The sequence below is a fragment of the Stenotrophomonas sp. LGBM10 genome (assembly GCF_046736075.1).
Classification (GTDB): Bacteria; Pseudomonadota; Gammaproteobacteria; order Xanthomonadales; family Xanthomonadaceae; genus Stenotrophomonas.
In genome coordinates, this window is the sequence record NZ_CP177163.1 from 2,596,139 (window position 1) to 2,612,501 (window position 16,363).

Below are 16,363 nucleotides of genomic sequence, written 5' to 3' on the forward strand. Positions count from 1 at the left end.
CTTACATCCCGTTGCTGCTCTCCGGCATGCTGCTGGGCGGCTGCGGGGGCAACACCCGACCCGTTCCTCCCGTAGCGCAGGTCGACGTGCCGCGCTTCATGGGCGACTGGTATGTCATCGCGCATATCCCCAGCCGGCCCGAGCGCGAGGCCTACGATGCAGTGGAGTCCTACGCGCTGCGCCCGGACGGCCGCATCCAGACCACCTTCCGCTACCGCAAGGGCAGCTTCGATGCGCCGCTGAAAACCATGCATCCGATCGGTACGGTCAAGGAGGGCACCGGCGGTGCGGTGTGGGGCATGCAGTTCATCTGGCCGATCCAGGCCGAGTACGTGATCGTGTACCTGGACGCGGATTACCAGCAGACGATTGTCGGCCGCAGCAAGCGCGACTACGTCTGGCTGATGTCGCGTACCCCGACCCTGTCCGACGCCGACTACCAGAAGGCGATGACCCGCATTGCCGCGCTCGGCTACGACCTGTCCCAGGTGCGGCGCGTGCCGCAGTCCGGCGCGACCGAATAAGCCGATCCGTGGCCGGTTTCTCAGGCCCTGAGAAGCCCGCAGGCGATACTGTCGTTATCGACCTCCTGATGCGGCGGCCCCATCCGGGCCATGCACGGGGAGGGTGCGCGGATCGGCTGCGCACCGGCGGACAGAGGGTGGCAGCGTGGCGGACAGGTATTGCGATCTGGTCATGAAGGGCGGCATCACCAGCGGCATCGTGTATCCCAACGCGGTGCTGTCGCTCGCGCGCCAGTACCGCTTCAAGAACATCGGCGGCACCTCGGCGGGCGCCATCGCCGCGGCGGTGGCCGCAGCGGCCGCGCTCGGCGACCGCCGGCGCCATGCCGGCCATGTCGTGGAAGACCAGGTCGGCTTTCCGGGCCTGGCCACGGTATCGGCTGAGCTGTCGCGGCGCGGCTTCATCTACAGCCTGTTCCAGCCCGCGCATGGCGCACGCACCGCCTACCGGCTGCTGGTGATGCTCACCGGCAAGTCCAGCCTGCCGCGCAAGATCGCCTGCCTGCTCGCGGCGGTGTTCGCGATCGCGCCGCTGGAACTGCTGGCCACGCTGGTGGGGTTGCTTGGCATCGGCTGGCTGGCCGGCGGTGCGGACGGTGTCTGGGCCACGCTGCTGCCCTCGCTGCTGTGCGCCTACGGTGCCGGCGTGCTGGCCTCCGCCCTGCGCGTGGCGCGGGTGGCGCGGCGCAACCTGCTGGGCCTGTGCAGCGGCGCCACCCAGGCCGACGCATCAACCCCTGCCCTGACCGACTGGCTGCACGCCCGCCTGCAGGCGCTGGCCGGCCTGCCGGCCGACCGGCCACTGACCTTCGGCGACCTGCACCAGGCGCCGCGCTATGCCGGCGAGCCGGCCGGGGCGCACGCGATCAGCCTGCAGATGATCACCACCTGCGTCTCGCATACCGAGCCGCGCACGTTGCCGTTCAGCGCCGCGCACTTCTGGTTCGTGCGCGAGGAGTTCCTGCAGCTGTTCCCGGCCAGTGTCGTGGACTGGCTGGTGGCGCAGGCCGGGGTGCCGCAGCGCGTGGACGGGCGCGACTACTACCGGCTGGTCGATGGCGAGCAGTTGCCGGTGCTGGTGGCCACCCGGATGAGCCTGAGCTTCCCGCTGCTGATCAGTGCGGTGCCGCTGCACGAGCCGGCGCGTCGTGAGCGCCGCTGCGAGCCGGCAGCGGCGGCCGCGCCCGGGCGCGACAGCAGCAACGTGGCCGACAGCATGGAAGGGCTGACCAGCGGCGGGCAGAACTGTGGCCCGGTCATCACCGCGTTCCGGGTCTGCTGGTTCTCCGACGGCGGGATCAGCAGCAACTTCCCGATCCATCTGTTCGATGCCGCACTGCCGCGCTGGCCCACCTTCGGCATCAATCTGGTGTATCCGCGCCACGCCGATGCGGTGCTCCTGTCCGGTGCCGAAGGGCAGGGCGAACAGGCGCAGATCGAGCGCGCCGTGTTCCTGCCCACCGAGAACCGCCAGGGTTGGCAGCGCAGCTACCAGTCCATCGCCACGCCGCTCGCCGCGGCGGAGATGTCCGGGTTCCTGTTCTCCATCATCTCGACCATGCAGAACTGGCGCGATGTGCTGCAGGCGCGTGCGCCGGGCTATCGCGATCGCATCGTGCATGTCTCGCTGCACGGCGACGAGGGCGGCATGAATCTGGACATGCCGCAGGACGTGCTCAGCCGCATCGCCGCCAAGGGCAGCGTGGCCGGTGAGCGTTTCTGCGATTTCTCCTTCGCCAACCACTACTGGATCCGCTGGCGCAACCTGGCGTCGGCCTACCAGCGCTACACCCTGGAAATCGCACGCACCGACGATCCCGCACAGCGCGTGGCTGCCTGGCGCGACGCGTACGAAAGCGTGGCCAGCGGCGACCCGTCGCCGCCGTCGTACCGGCTGGGTTCGGAAGACAAGCGACGCGAATCGCAGCAGCTGTGGCAGCAGATGGTCGAGCAGGGCCAGCGCTGGGAAGACCTGGGCCCGGACCTCACCGAGGGCGCCCCCCGGCCGCTGCCGCAGATGAAGGTCACCCCGATCTATTGACCCAGCAGGAACCGGCACCACGCGCTCACGTAGTGCCGGCCGCCGGCCGGCTCCCAGCCATGCCAAGGGCCAAGCGTAGTGCCGGCCGCTGGCCGGCTCCCCGCCATGCCAAGGGCCAAGCGTAGTGCCGGCCGCCGGCCGGCTCCCCGCAATGCCAAGGGCCAAGCGTAGTGCCGGCCGCTGGCCGGCTCCCCGCCATGCCAAGAATCAACCGCAGCCGGCCAGCGGCCGGCACCACCGGTGGCTCAGGCTCAGCGCCCTGGCAACTGTGCGAACGCGCGCTGCATGCAGTCTTCGCGCGGGCAGACCCGGCAACCGGGGCCGATCGAGACCGAGTTGCCCGGGCTCTGGATGTCCAGCCCGCGCGAGTAGATCAACCGCTCGGCATGCTGCAGGTCGCAGCCCAGCGCAACGGCAAAGGTCTTGCGCGGCTGCCCGTGCCCGACCGGACCGCTGCTCACCTGGCGCGCCAGCCAGAAATGCCGCCGGCCGTCGGGCATGCGCGCGGTCTGGGTCAGCACGCGGCCGGGTTGATTGAAGGCCTCGTAGACGATCCACAGCGGGCACGAGCCGCCCACCTGCGAGAAGTGGAAGTCGGTGGCCGAATGCCGCTTGGAGACGTTGCCGGCGCGGTCCACGCGGATGAAGAAGAACGGCAGCCCCGGCGCGCTGCGACGGGCCAGCGTGCTCAGGCGGTGGCAGACCGCTTCGAAGCCCACGCCGAAGCGGTGCGCCAGCGCGTCGATGTCGTAGGCGCTGTGTTCGGCCGCGCGCAGGAATTGCGCATACGGCATCACCAGCGCACCGGCGAAGTAGTTGGACATGCCGATCCGCGCCTGCGCGATCTGCTCGGCGTCGCGGAAGCCCGCGCGCGCGATCACCGCATCGATCTGTGCCGCGTACCCCAGCAGGGCCAGCTCGGCCGCCATCTGGAACGCCTGCTGGCCCGGTTCCAGGTAATCGGGCAGCCACAACGTGCGGCTGCCGCCGTCGTACACGCGCTTCTCGCGCCCCGCCTGCAGCGGCGCCACTTCCACCAGCACCCCGTGCCGGTCGGCCAGCAGCTGGCGCAGGCGCGGCGCCACGTGGCCGGCGACCAGCCCCCACTCGCCGAACAGCTGCTCGGCCAGATCGTCCAGCGCGGGGATGTGGTTGTGCATGCGGTTGAAGAAGTCCCGCACCTGGTCGCCGGCGGGCAGCGCCTGGCCGGCGTGCACGTCGCCGAGCTGGAACTCCAGCGCGGCGGCGTGCTCGCGCAGCACCAGGTGGCGCCGGTGCAGGTCGAGCAGGGCACGGCTGATCTGCGGCAGGTTGCCGGCCATCGCGCGCAGCTCGGTGCTGCTCACATCGTCCAGGCCGAGGTCGCGCAGGGTCTCGCCAAGGGCATCCTGCAGCGCGCCCGGCTCATCAACGTCGAACAGTTCGCTGACATCGCCCAGCACCGCGCGCAGCTTCTGCTGCACCGCCGGGGTCAACGGACGCTTGTTGCGCTCGATCTGGTTCAGGTAGCTGGCCGAGAGCCCCAGCGCCCGGGCCAGGTCGATCTGGCTGTAGCCGCGCTGCTCGCGCAGCTTCAGCAGGCGCAGGCCGATCTGGCGGTGGGGAGGCTGGCTATTCACAGGATTCACAAAAATCGTAGCGGGCATTGGCCAGATTAAGCGCATACAGCCCGGAAATCGAGGTTGGCTCTGTGAATAATGCCAACAACTTATCGACCCCCCGGGATTGTCCATGACTGTTGCAGCGCCCCGCATCCGTATGTTGATCGATGGCCAGTTCATCGAATCGGCCAGCTCGCACTGGCAGAACGTGGTCAATCCGGCCACCCAGGACGTCCTCGCCCAGGTCCCGTTCGCGACCCCCGGCGAAGTGGACGCCGCCGTCGCCTCGGCCAAGGAAGCCTTCAAGACCTGGCGCAAGACCCCGATCGGCACCCGTGCGCGCATCTTCCTGAAGTACCAGCAGCTGATCCGCGAGAACATGAGCGAGCTGGCCCACATTCTGTCCGCCGAGCAGGGCAAGACCGTGCCGGACGCCGAAGGCGATGTGTTCCGCGGCCTGGAAGTGGTCGAGCACGCTGCAGCGATCGGCAACCTGCAGCTCGGCGAGCTGGCCAACAACGTCGCCAATGGCGTGGACACCTACACCCTGCTGCAGCCGCTCGGCGTCTGTGCCGGCATCACCCCGTTCAACTTCCCGGCGATGATTCCGCTGTGGATGTTCCCGATGGCGATCGCCACCGGCAACACCTTCATCCTGAAGCCGTCCGAGCAGGACCCGATGGTCACCATGCGCCTGGTCGAACTGGCGCTGGAAGCGGGCATTCCCAAGGGCGTGCTCAACGTCGTGCACGGCGGCGAAGACGTGGTCAACGCGATCTGCGACCACCCGGACATCAAGGCCGTCTCCTTCGTCGGTTCCACCCGCGTCGGCACCCACGTGTACAACCGCGCCTCGCTGGCCGGCAAGCGCGTGCAGTGCATGATGGGCGCCAAGAACCACGCCGTGGTGCTGCCGGACGCCAACAAGGAACAGAGCCTCAACGCCATGGTCGGTGCCGCCTTTGGCGCGGCTGGCCAGCGCTGCATGGCCGCGTCCACCCTGGTGCTGGTCGGTGAGGCGCGCGAGTGGGTGCCGGACCTGGTGGCCAAGGCAAAGACGCTGAAGGTGAGCGCCGGCAGCGTGGCCGGCACCGATGTCGGCCCGGTCATTTCCTGCGCCGCCCGCGAGCGCGTGGAAAGCCTGATCGCCTCCGGTGTGGAGCAGGGCGCCAAGCTCGTGCTGGATGGCCGCAACCCGCAGGTGGACGGCTTCGAAAAGGGCAACTTCGTCGGCCCGACCATCTTCGATGGCGTCACCCCGGGCATGCGCATCTACGACGAGGAAATCTTCGGGCCGGTGCTGGTGATCCTGGAAGCGGAGACGCTCGAAGACGCCATCGACCTGATCAACGCCAACCCGAACGGCAACGGCACCGCGCTGTTCACCCAGTCCGGTGCGGCCGCCCGCAGGTTCCAGGAAGACATCGACGTCGGCCAGGTGGGCATCAACGTGCCGATTCCGGTGCCGGTGCCGCTGTTCTCCTTCACCGGTTCGCGTGCCTCCAAGCTCGGCGACCTGGGCCCGTACGGCAAGCAGGTGGTCATGTTCTACACCCAGACCAAGACCATCACCTCGCGCTGGTTCGATGACGAGACGCTCGGCCACGGCGTCAACACCACGATCAGCCTGAAATAAGAAACAACGGAGTTCGACCATGAGCCACTCGATGACGACGGAACTCGACGAAGCGCAGCAGGCCTATAGAGAGGCTGCGCGCGACTTCGCCCAGGCCGAACTGGCGCCGCACGCCGCGCGATGGGATGCGGAGGGCATCTTTCCGCGCGAGGCGATCGCCAAGGCAGGGGAACTCGGGTTCTGTGGCCTGTACATGGACCCCGAGGTCGGCGGCAGCGGCTTGAGCCGTCTGGACGCCGCCGTCGTCATCGAGGAGCTCGCCAACGTGGATCCGTCCACCGCGGCCTACATCAGCATCCACAACATGGCCTCGTGGATGGTGTCGACGTGGGGTACCGACACGCTGCGCGCAGCCTGGGGCACCGATCTGTCCTCGGGCAGCAAGCTGGCGTCGTACTGCCTGACCGAGCCGGGTGCCGGGTCGGACGCGGCATCGCTGAAGACCAGTGCCGTGCGTGAAGGCGAGCACTACGTGCTGAATGGCGCCAAGGCCTTCATCTCCGGTGCCGGCGCGACCGAACTGCTGGTGGTGATGGCGCGTACCGGCGGTGCCGGTGCGGGCGGCATCAGCGCGATCGCGGTGCCGGCCGACCTGCCGGGCATCAGCTACGGCCGCAAGGAAGAGAAGATGGGCTGGAACAGCCAGCCCACCCGCGGCATCACCTTCGAGAACGTCCGCGTGCCGGTCAGCCACCTTCTGGGAGAGGAAGGCGGCGGCTTCAAGCTGGCGATGAAGGGCCTGGACGGTGGCCGCATCAACATCGCCGCCTGTTCGCTGGGTGCCGCGCAGGGCGCGCTGGATGCCGCGCGCCGCTACATGGGCGAACGCCGCCAGTTCGGCAAGGCGCTGGCCGACTTCCAGGCGCTGCAGTTCAAGCTGGCCGACATGGCCACCCAGCTGGTGGCGGCACGACAGATGGTGCATACCGCCGCACGCAAGCTCGATGGCGGTGCCAGCGATGCCAACGTGTGGTGTGCGATGGCCAAGCGCTTCGCCACCGATGCCGGCTTCAACGTCTGCAACGATGCCCTGCAGATCCACGGGGGCTACGGCTACATCCGCGAATACCCGATCGAACGGCTGCTGCGCGATTGCCGCGTGCACCAGATCCTGGAGGGCACCAACGAGATCATGCGTGTGATCGTCGCCCGCCACCTGCTCAACACCGAAGAGGAACTGCGATGATGGATTGGCGCACGCACGAACACACCGGCCTGAAGGTCGAGGCCGATGGCCACGTCGCGGTGGTGACGCTGGACAACCCGCCGGCCCACACCTGGACCGTGCACAGTCTGTCCGCCCTGCGCGACCTGGTCGGTGCGCTGAATGCCGACAAGGACATCTACGCGCTGGTGATCACCGGTGGCGGTGAAAAGTTCTTCTCCGCCGGTGCCGATCTCAAGCAGTTCGCGTCCGGTGACAAGGGCGCCGCCCGCGAAGCCGCCCGCCGCTTCGGTGAAGCTTTCGAAGCGCTGTCGGGCTTCCGCGGCGTGTCCATCGCCGCCATCAACGGCTATGCGATGGGCGGCGGCCTGGAATGTGCGCTGGCCTGCGACCTGCGCATCATCGAAGACCACGCCCAGGTAGCGTTGCCGGAGGCCACCGTTGGCCTGCTGCCGTGCGCCGGCGGCACCCAGAACCTGCCGCGTCTGGTCGGTGAAGGCTGGGCCAAGCGGATGATCCTGCTCGGCGAACGCATCGATGCCGACACCGCGGTGCGCATCGGTCTGGCCGAAGAGAAAGTCGCCAAGGGCGAAGCCCGCGCACTGGCCCTGGCATGGGCGCACAAGGCCGGCAAGCAGAGCCCCACCAGCATCGCCGCCTGCAAGACGCTGGTGCAGGCTACCCGCACCGGCACCCATGCCGCCGCGCTGGTGGCCGAGCGCGAAGCCTTCGTCGACCTGTTCGACAGCGCCGACCAGGTCGAGGGCGTCAACGCCTTCCTGGAGAAGCGCAGCGCGCAGTGGAAGAACGCATGAGCACGGTCGTGGCCAGCGACGACGCACCGGTGCTGTTCGAGGAACGCACCGCCGCCAACGGCACGCGCATCGGCATCGCCACACTCAACGCCGCCCGCACGCTCAACGGCTTTTCGCTGCCGATGGCACACCTGCTGGGCGAGCGCCTGCAGGCCTGGGCCGACGACGACGGCATCGCACTGGTGGTGCTGCAGGGCGCGGGCGAGAAGGCCTTCTGCGCCGGCGGCGACCTGCACAGCCTGTACCGCAGCATGGCGGAGTACCGCCAGGCGGGCCGCAGCGACATCCGCGACAACGCGTATGCCGCTGAATTCTTCGACGTCGAGTACCGCGTTGACTACGCCATCCACACCTTCCCCAAGCCGATCCTGTGCTGGGGCCACGGCATCGTCATGGGCGGTGGCATCGGCCTGATGTCCGGCGCCAGCCATCGCGTGGTCAGCGAGCGCTCGAAACTGGCGTTCCCGGAAATCACCGTCGGCCTGTTCCCCGACGTGGGCGGCAGCTGGCTGCTGCCGCGCGTGCCGGGCAAGGGCGGTCTGTTCCTCGCCCTCACCGGCGCGCCGCTCAATGCCGGCGATGCCATCTACGCTGGCCTGGCCGACATCCACGTGCCGGAAGCACAGCGCGAGGCGGTATTTGCCGCGCTGGCCGACGTGCACTGGAGCGAGGATGCCAAGCGCAACCACGAGCAGCTCGGCGCCCTGTTGCAGCAGCACGCCAGCGACGCGGCCACCGGCCCGCTGCTGCGCCATGCCGCCACCCTGGATGCGCTGTGCGCGGGTGACGACTTGGCCACCATCGTCGATGCGATCATCGCGCTGGAAACCGACGATCCCTGGCTGCAGACCGCCCAGGCCACGCTCGCCGCCGGTGCGCCCGGTTCGGCGCGGTTGGCCTTCGAGCTGCAGCGCCGCACTGCCGGTGCGTCGCTGGCCGATGTCTACCGTCTGGAGTACATCGCCGCGCTGCACAGCGCCGCCCACGGCGACTTCGCCGAAGGCATCCGCGCGCTGCTGATCGACAAGGACCGCAACCCGCATTGGCAGCCGGCCACACTGGCCGACGCCACGGCGGCGTGGGCCCATACCTTCTTCGTTTCGCCCTGGTCCGACGCCACGCATCCGCTGGCCGACCTCGGTGCCACCGTCCCTGAAAGGAGCCTCGCATGAGCCGTATTGCATTCATTGGGCTGGGCAACATGGGTGGCCCGATGGCCGCCAACCTGGCCAAGGCCGGCCACGCCGTGCGCGTGTTCGACCTGGTGCCGGCCGCCGTGCAGGCCGCCGTCGATGCCGGCGCCACCGCCGCGCACTCCGCGCTGGACACCCTGACCGATGCCGAGATCGTGATCTCGATGCTGCCGGCAAGCCGCCACGTTGAAGGCGTGTACCTGGGCGACGAGGGCCTGCTGGCCGACATCCCCGGCGGCGCGCTGCTGATCGACTGCAGCACCATCGCGCCGGCCACCGCACGCAAGGTTGCCGAAGCGGCCGCTGCACGCGGCCTGCAGATGCTCGACGCACCGGTCTCCGGCGGCACCGCCGGCGCCCAGGCCGGCACCCTGACCTTCATCGTCGGTGGCGAAGCCGAGGCGCTCGAGCGCGCCCGCCCGATCCTGCAGGCAATGGGCAAGAACATCTTCCATGTGGGCGCCAGCGGCGCAGGCCAGGTCGCCAAGCTGTGCAACAACATGGCGCTGGGCGTGATCATGGCCGTCACCGGCGAATCCATCGCACTGGGCGTTGCCCACGGCCTGGACCCGAAGGTGCTCTCGCAGATGATGGCGGTCAGCACCGGCCGGAGCTGGGCGACCGAAGTGTGCAACCCGTGGCCGGGCGTGCTGGAAAATGCGCCGGCCTCGCGTGGCTACAGCGGCGGCTTCGGCAGCGACCTGATGCTCAAGGACATGGGCCTGGCCGTGGAAGCGGCGATGAGCGTCGGCGCCTCCATTCCGCTCGGCGAGCTGGCCCGCAACCTGTACTCGATGAACCACCAGGCCGGCCGCGGCAAGCTGGACTTCTCCAGCGTCGTGCAGCTCATCGCAAACGAAAAGTAACAGCAGTGGACATGCACGGCCCCAGGTAGTGCCGGCCGCTGGCCGGCAACAGCACGACCACAATCAAACGCATCCCCAGGCATCACCCTGGGGATCCACCGCGGTGGGATGGGCGGTTGCCAGGCGATCGAGCCAGGCAGCCGCCCATTTTTTTGCCGCTGCAGTGGGTGCCAACCGTGGGTCGGCACCCCTCTGCTCAGGCAACCGTCAGCGTCACATCGATGTTGCCGCGGGTGGCATTGGAGTACGGGCACACGATGTGCGCCTTCTGCACCAGTTCCTCCACCTGCTCGCGCGGCAGGCCCGGCACCGAGATCTCCAGCGCGACTTCGATACCGAAGCCGGTCGGAATCTGGCCGATGCCGACCTTGCCGGTGATGGCGGTCTCTGCCGGCAGCGCAACCTTGGCCTGGCCGGCCACGTACTTCAGCGCACCCAGGAAGCAGGCCGAGTAGCCGGCGGCGAACAGCTGTTCCGGGTTGGTGCCCGGGCCGCCCGCGCCGCCCAGCTCGCGCGGGGTGGAAAGCTGCACGTCCAGCACGTTGTCGGACGAGGTGGCGTGGCCTTCGCGGCCGCCGGTGGCGGTGGCGGTGGCGGTGTACAGAACGGTTTCGATGGACATGGGAATCTCCTGTGGCGTGAAAGGATGGTGCGGGTAGGTGAGACGTACTGTGCGCCACCGGGCTGTACGTGTGGCAACATTTAGTCCAGCAAACTTGATCTGGAGTCCAGAATGGTCGATCGCCTGCAATCCCTGCTCGGCCGCTTCGCGGTCAGCGCCGAGGTCTTCCATGCCGGCCCGCTGTGCGGCATCAACCACCTGCCCGCCGACGGCGACCGCGGCCAGCTGCACCTCATCCGCAACGGGACGGTACGCGTGGAACATGACGATGGCAGCGTGCTGCAGATCGACCAGCCCAGCGTGCTGCTGTACCCGCGCCCGGTGGCGCACCGGTTCATCACCGACGCGCAGCATGGCGCCGAGTTCGCCTGTGCCCACCTGCAGTTCGAAGGCGCCGGCAACAACCCGGTCGCCGCGGCGCTGCCGCCGGTGATCTGCCTGCCGCTGGACGCGCTGTACGGTGGCCATCCGGTGCTGTCGCTGCTGTTCGAGGAAGCCTTCGCCCAGCGCTGCGGCCGCCAGGCCCTGCTCGACCGCCTGTTCGACGTGGTGCTGATCCAGATCCTGCGCGCGCTGATGGAAAGCGGCCAGTTGCGCGTCGGCCTGCTGGCCGGCATGGCCCATCCGCGCCTGCGCCACGCGCTGGTCGCCATGCACGAGGCTCCCGCCGAAGAATGGACGCTGGAATCGCTGGCGCAGCGTGCCGGCATGTCGCGCAGCGCCTTCGCCGACAGCTTCCGCGACACCATCGGCAGCACGCCGGGGCAGTATCTGCAGGGCTGGCGCACGCGGCTGGTACAGCAGGCGCTGCGCAGGGGGCAGCCGCTCAAACGCATCGCCATCGACGTCGGCTACGGCAGCGAAGCGGCGCTGTCGCGCGCGTTCAAGGCGCAGACCGGCCAGTCACCGCGGCAGTGGAAGCAGGCGGGCGTGGCAGCACGCGCGCCCTGACCCCCTCAGATCGCCCACTCCCGATCCGTCGTGAACATGATCGTCAGCCAGCGGTCCGTCGATTCCTCGCCCAGCGCCTCGCCGATCTCATCGCGCAGACGGTCCCACTCCAGCAGCGCACGCGGCGGGTCGTCGGCGCGCACCACGAAGAACAGCTCGATCTGCTCGCCACGCCCGACCTTGGCAACGTAGCTGCGGTACTCGAGGAAGCCGTAACGGGCGACGATATCGCGTGCCACCGCGTCCACATGCGCCTGCAGGTCCACCGGGGTGATCAGCAGGATGTCCGACAGCGCCTGGCGCACCGTGCCCAGCGGCGCGGCCATCACGAACAGGCAGACCACCAGCAGGATCGCCGGATCGATGTAGGGCACCAGCCACGCCCACGGCGTGCCGCCCAGCGCGTAACCGCCGACGAACGCCACCAGGTATGCGCCGGACATGCTGGCGGCCACCACCCAGTTCTTGCCGTCCAGCGCGATGAACTCCGAACCGATAGTGCGGTTGGCGCGGCGCACGAACAGGGCCAGTGCGGTTTCGGCGATGATCGACAGCACCGCGAACAGGATCGCCGGCCCCAACGCGATGTCGCGCCCGCCGGACAGCAGCGCGTCCACCGCGTTGACTGCCGCGTACAGCGCCGCCCCGATCATCAGCGTGCCACTGACCCCGAGCACGATCGGCTCCAGGTGCCAGAAGCCCATCGTGAAACGCTGGTTGAGGCGCGACTGCAATGCATCCACCTGGGTCGACAGGCTGATCAGCCGTACCACCAGCAGCGACAGCCAGGTCATGACCACGTCGATCAACCCGTAGATGCCATCGAAGATGATCAGCGACGAGTTGGCGAGTAACCCGAACACCACCGCCGCGGCGGCCATCGCCAGCGATGCGGCGATGGACAGGCGCAGCACGCCTTGTTCGGTAGTCGGGTCGAAGCCGGGCAGGAGGGGGCTGCGCATCGCAGGCCTTGCAGAAAGACAGGGCGCAATTGTGCGCTGTTCCGATTGCAGCCGTGAATCGCGACGGGCCGCTGCCGCTGCGGCGTACGGCGCGTGGGGCTGCCCTCGGGCAGCGTTCATGGCAAGCGGGTAAACTGTTGATTGCGCTGGCATTGCCAGCAGATCCCGATGCCTGCCCGCCCCATGACCCAGCCTGCCTCCGACGCCGCGGCGCGTTACACCGCCTCCCTGCGCTTGTCCGTCGCCCCGATGATGGACTGGACGGACCGTCATTGCCGGTATTTCCACCGGTTGCTGGCCCCGGGCGCACGGCTGTACACCGAAATGGTGCACGCCAATGCGGTGATCCACGGCGACCGCGAACGCCTGCTGGGCTTCGATGGCAGCGAGCATCCGCTGGCCCTGCAGCTCGGCGGCAGCGATCCGGCCCTGCTCGCGCAGGCCGCGCGGATCGCGCAGGAGTGGGGCTATGACGAGGTCAACCTCAACTGTGGCTGCCCGTCCGACCGCGTCCAGGCGGGGCGCTTCGGCGCCTGCCTGATGCGCGAACCGACGCTGGTGGCCGAGTGCGTGGCGGCAATGGTCGCGGCGGTCGACATCCCGGTCACGGTGAAGTGCCGGCTTGGCGTGGATGAAGACAACGACTACGAAATCTTCCGTAACTTCGTCGATCAATCGGCCAACGCCGGCAGCGCGATGTTCATCGTGCATGCCCGCAACGCCTGGCTGAAGGGCCTGTCGCCGAAGGAAAACCGCGAAGTGCCGCCGCTGCGCTACGACTGGGCGCACCGCCTCAAGGCCGAGCGCCCGCAGTTGGCGATCGTGCTCAACGGCGGCCTGGCCACCGTCGAGGCGGCGCAGGCACAGCTGCCCGCGCTGGACGGGGTGATGCTGGGCCGGGCGGCCTACCACGACCCCTACGTGCTGCACCGGCTGGAGGCCGCGCAGACCGGCGCGCCGCTGCAGTCCCGCGAGGCCCTGCTGCGCGCCATGCGCCCCTACATCGAGGCGCAGCTGGCCGGCGGCCTGGCGCTCAAGCACATCACCCGCCACCTGCTGGGGCTGTTCCACGGCCAGCCGGGCGGCCGCGCGTTCCGCCAGATCCTCAGCGAGGGTGCCCATCGCGCAGGCGCGGACTGGGCCCTGATCGAGCAGGCCCTGGCCGTGACCCGGGCGCAGGCGGAACGCGTCGCTGCGTGAGCTGCGCCGCAGTCCTGGCTTGACAAGGCGCACGCTTTGTCGCCAATGTTCACCTAGATGAACGAACTGGCCGTCGTGCCGGAAAAGTTCAGACCGGATTCACCGCGTAAAACCAAGAATTTGCAAAAGATTCGTAAATCGCCGACAAGGTGGCGGTTGCGGATTTACAACTTTTGAACGTTTTGCCGCCGTCCGCTAGGATCAGACCGATGTACTCCGTGACCCGCCATCGCCGTCTTGCCGTCCTCGCCCTGCTGGCGATGGGCGCTGCTGCCTCCACCGGCACGGTCCTGGCGCAGGACATCCCGCCGCCGGAAGCCAGCCGTGGCGACATGGCACGGGCGGCCCGTGGCGGCGCGCAGGAGCGTTCGCTGTCCGATGCGGTGCGCCGCGTCCAGCGCACCACCGGGGGCCACATCCTCGGCGCCGAGCGCGTCCCGTTCGACGGGCGCGACATCAACCGGGTCAAGTACATGGACGACCGCGGGCGGGTCCGCTACATGGACGATCCGGCGCCGGCGCGTTCACAGCCCCGCACGCCGCGCTCGGATATGTCATCACTACGCGGCGATAACCCCTGAACAGGGATAGTTGTCCGCAGTCATCTGCATTACCCACTGGCCCCCGGCCATACCCAGGACACTAGGGAGAGTTCATGCGTATCCTTCTGGTCGAAGACGAAGCCCCGCTGCGGGAAACCCTGGCAGCCCGGCTCAAGCGCGAAGGCTTTGCCGTCGATGCTGCGCAGGACGGTGAGGAAGGTCTGTACATGGGCCGCGAAGTGCCGTTCGATGTCGGCATCATCGATCTGGGCCTGCCCAAGATGTCGGGCATGGAACTGATCAAGGCGCTGCGCGACGAGGGCAAGAAATTCCCCGTGCTCATCCTGACCGCGCGCTCGAGCTGGCAGGACAAGGTCGAGGGCCTCAAGCAGGGCGCCGACGATTACCTCGTCAAGCCGTTCCATGTCGAAGAGCTGCTGGCCCGCGTCAACGCGCTGCTGCGCCGCGCTGCTGGCTGGAGCAAGCCCACGCTTGAATGCGGTCCGGTCGCGCTCGATCTGGCGGCGCAGACGGTCAGCGTCGGCGGCAGCAACGTGGACCTCACCAGCTACGAGTACAAGGTGCTCGAATACCTGATGATGCATGCCGGTGAACTGGTCTCCAAGGCCGACCTCACCGAGCACATCTACCAGCAGGATTTCGATCGCGACTCGAACGTGCTGGAAGTGTTCATCGGCCGCCTGCGCAAGAAGCTCGATGCCGACGGTGAGCTCAAGCCGATCGAAACCGTGCGTGGCCGCGGGTATCGTTTCGCGATTCCGCGCAACGAGGGCTGAGTCGACACTCTGGCGATTGCATGATGTCCGGCCGTCTGTGGTTCTTCAAACGCTGGCGGCCGCGCTCACTGCAGGCGCGCCAGATGCTGGCTGCGTCCGTGGGCCTGGTGGCCTTCCTGGCGACCGCCGGCTACTCGCTGGATGCGGCCTTCGCCGATACCGCGCGCGCCAACCTGCGCGAGCGGTTGAAGAACTACGCCACCGCCTACGCGGCCGGTATTGATTTCACCCGCGACCGCTCGCTGTACATCCGCGAGCAGCCGCCGGATCCGCGCTTCGACGTGCCCGGCAGCGGCCTGTACCTGCAGGTGGTGATGCCCGACGGCAAAGGCAATTCGATGTCCGCCGAAGGGCCGATGCTGCCCACCGTGGGCGGTGGCCTGCTGGCACCGCGCCAGGAAGTGTTCGAAGGCCCGCTGCCGATGATCCAGATCGACGGCAGCGAAGGCTCGGTGTACCGCTATGGCATGGGCCTGGTCTGGGATGCCGACGCCGATCCGGCTACCGAATTCCCGTACACCATCTATGTGATGGAAGATTCGCGGGCGCTGGGCGCGCAGCTGCGCGTGTTCCGCGGGCGCGTGTGGTTCTACCTCGGCGGCGCGGGCCTGATCCTGCTGCTGCTGCAGACCGTGATTCTGCAATGGAGCCTGCGCCCGATGCGGCGCGTGATCACCGAGCTGACCAAGGTCCAGCGCGGCGAGACCGAGCGCATGAGCGAGCGCCACCCACGCGAGCTGGAACCGCTGACCGACAGCATCAACGCCTTCATCGAAAGCGAGCGCGAGAATCTCGAGCGCCAGCGCAACACCCTGGCCGACCTCGCGCACAGCCTGAAAACGCCGCTGGCGGTGCTGCGCACGCAGCTGGACAGCGGTGCCCAGGACCAGGACCTGCGCGAGGAGTTCGATGTCCAGCTGCGGCGCATGAACAACCTGGTGTCCTATCAGCTGGCCCGCGCGGCCTCCTCGGGCCACAAGCTGTTCTCCGCCCCCCTGCCGATCGAATCCAACGCCGAGGAAATCGTGCGCGGGCTGGAGAAGGTCTACGCGGCCAAGGGCGTGCTCTGCGAATTCGACATCGATGCCGCCGCGCGCTTCCACGGCGAACCCGGCGACCTGCAGGAACTGCTCGGCAACCTGCTGGAAAACGCGTTCAAGTGGGCCAAGCGCCGCGTGCTGCTCAGCGCCCATCCGCTGCCTGCGCCGGGGGCCCGTCGGGCCGGCCTGGTGCTGTCGGTGGATGACGACGGCCCGGGCATCGCGCCCGAAGACATCGCCAAGGTGCTCCAGCGCGGTGTGCGTGGCGACGAGCGCGTGCAGGGCCACGGCATCGGTCTGTCGATCGTGCAGGACCTGATCAAGGACTATCGCGGCGAGCTGCAGGTCATCCGCTCGCCGGAACTGGGTGGCGCGCGGTTTGAAGTGAAGCTGCCGCCCGGCCCCTGA

At 68.4% G+C, this 16,363-nt stretch carries 15 protein-coding genes; 12 read left to right on the forward strand and 3 right to left on the reverse strand.

The window, feature by feature from the left end; all coding sequences use genetic code 11:
* Nucleotides 1-26 precede the first annotated feature (26 nt).
* Nucleotides 27-524, forward strand: a complete 498-nt coding sequence (locus ACLB90_RS11005) for a lipocalin family protein (protein WP_411852742.1) — start codon at nucleotides 27-29, stop codon at nucleotides 522-524.
* A gap of 145 nt (nucleotides 525-669) precedes the next feature.
* Nucleotides 670-2,565 (forward strand): RpoH suppressor, encoded by a 1,896-nt coding sequence (locus ACLB90_RS11010; protein ID WP_411849540.1) that lies wholly within the window; start codon nucleotides 670-672, stop codon nucleotides 2,563-2,565.
* 251 nt (nucleotides 2,566-2,816) lie between these two features.
* On the opposite strand, the gene ACLB90_RS11015 is transcribed toward ACLB90_RS11010, so the two are convergent.
* Nucleotides 2,817-4,211, reverse strand: coding sequence for a helix-turn-helix domain-containing protein (locus ACLB90_RS11015; RefSeq protein ID WP_411849541.1), 1,395 nt, complete (start codon nucleotides 4,209-4,211; stop codon nucleotides 2,817-2,819).
* An 85-nt stretch (nucleotides 4,212-4,296) separates the two neighbouring features.
* Between ACLB90_RS11015 and ACLB90_RS11020 the strand changes: the two genes are divergently transcribed.
* From ACLB90_RS11020 to mmsB, 5 genes are read left to right on the forward strand one after another with little or no spacing between them, the layout of a single operon-like run.
* Entirely contained in the window at nucleotides 4,297-5,802 is a 1,506-nt protein-coding gene (locus ACLB90_RS11020; protein WP_411849542.1) for a CoA-acylating methylmalonate-semialdehyde dehydrogenase, read from the forward strand.
* 19 nt (nucleotides 5,803-5,821) lie between these two features.
* Complete coding sequence (locus tag ACLB90_RS11025) at nucleotides 5,822-6,988, forward strand: acyl-CoA dehydrogenase family protein (RefSeq protein ID WP_411849543.1); 1,167 nt, start codon at nucleotides 5,822-5,824, stop codon at nucleotides 6,986-6,988.
* Nucleotides 6,985-7,782: an enoyl-CoA hydratase gene (locus ACLB90_RS11030; RefSeq protein ID WP_411849544.1), complete on the forward strand. Its 798-nt coding sequence runs from the start codon at nucleotides 6,985-6,987 to the stop codon at nucleotides 7,780-7,782. The genes ACLB90_RS11025 and ACLB90_RS11030 overlap by 4 nt, the downstream gene beginning before the upstream one ends.
* Nucleotides 7,779-8,954, forward strand: a complete 1,176-nt coding sequence (locus ACLB90_RS11035) for an enoyl-CoA hydratase/isomerase family protein (RefSeq protein WP_411849545.1) — start codon at nucleotides 7,779-7,781, stop codon at nucleotides 8,952-8,954. Before ACLB90_RS11030 ends, ACLB90_RS11035 begins: the two co-directional genes overlap by 4 nt.
* Nucleotides 8,951-9,841, forward strand: coding sequence for a 3-hydroxyisobutyrate dehydrogenase (gene mmsB / locus ACLB90_RS11040; protein WP_411849546.1), 891 nt, complete (start codon nucleotides 8,951-8,953; stop codon nucleotides 9,839-9,841). The genes ACLB90_RS11035 and mmsB overlap by 4 nt, the downstream gene beginning before the upstream one ends.
* A 196-nt stretch (nucleotides 9,842-10,037) precedes the next feature.
* On the opposite strand, the gene ACLB90_RS11045 is transcribed toward mmsB, so the two are convergent.
* A complete protein-coding gene (locus ACLB90_RS11045) occupies nucleotides 10,038-10,463 on the reverse strand; it encodes an organic hydroperoxide resistance protein (protein ID WP_411849547.1) in 426 nt (141 codons plus the stop codon).
* Nucleotides 10,464-10,574: 111 nt separating this feature from the next.
* Between ACLB90_RS11045 and ACLB90_RS11050 the strand changes: the two genes are divergently transcribed.
* Nucleotides 10,575-11,414: a cupin domain-containing protein gene (locus ACLB90_RS11050; protein ID WP_411849548.1), complete on the forward strand. Its 840-nt coding sequence runs from the start codon at nucleotides 10,575-10,577 to the stop codon at nucleotides 11,412-11,414.
* Between the two features lie 5 nt (nucleotides 11,415-11,419).
* Here ACLB90_RS11050 and ACLB90_RS11055 read toward each other — a convergent pair whose 3' ends face one another.
* Nucleotides 11,420-12,376, reverse strand: coding sequence for a cation diffusion facilitator family transporter (locus ACLB90_RS11055; protein ID WP_411849549.1), 957 nt, complete (start codon nucleotides 12,374-12,376; stop codon nucleotides 11,420-11,422).
* 168 nt (nucleotides 12,377-12,544) lie between these two features.
* On the opposite strand from ACLB90_RS11055, the gene dusA reads away from it, so the two are divergent.
* The 4 genes from dusA to ACLB90_RS11075 all read left to right on the forward strand — a co-directional run bounded on the left by dusA (nucleotide 12,545) and on the right by ACLB90_RS11075 (nucleotide 16,363).
* Nucleotides 12,545-13,576: a tRNA dihydrouridine(20/20a) synthase DusA gene (gene dusA, locus ACLB90_RS11060; RefSeq protein WP_411849550.1), complete on the forward strand. Its 1,032-nt coding sequence runs from the start codon at nucleotides 12,545-12,547 to the stop codon at nucleotides 13,574-13,576.
* Between the two features lie 209 nt (nucleotides 13,577-13,785).
* A complete protein-coding gene (locus ACLB90_RS11065) occupies nucleotides 13,786-14,157 on the forward strand; it encodes a hypothetical protein (protein WP_411849551.1) in 372 nt (123 codons plus the stop codon).
* A 74-nt stretch (nucleotides 14,158-14,231) separates the two neighbouring features.
* Nucleotides 14,232-14,915 carry a response regulator transcription factor gene (locus ACLB90_RS11070; protein WP_017355070.1) on the forward strand — a complete coding sequence of 228 codons (684 nt, stop codon included), beginning with the start codon at nucleotides 14,232-14,234 and terminating at the stop codon, nucleotides 14,913-14,915.
* Nucleotides 14,916-14,938: 23 nt separating this feature from the next.
* On the forward strand, nucleotides 14,939-16,363 hold the full coding sequence (locus tag ACLB90_RS11075) for a sensor histidine kinase (protein ID WP_411849552.1): 1,425 nt from the start codon (nucleotides 14,939-14,941) through the stop codon (nucleotides 16,361-16,363).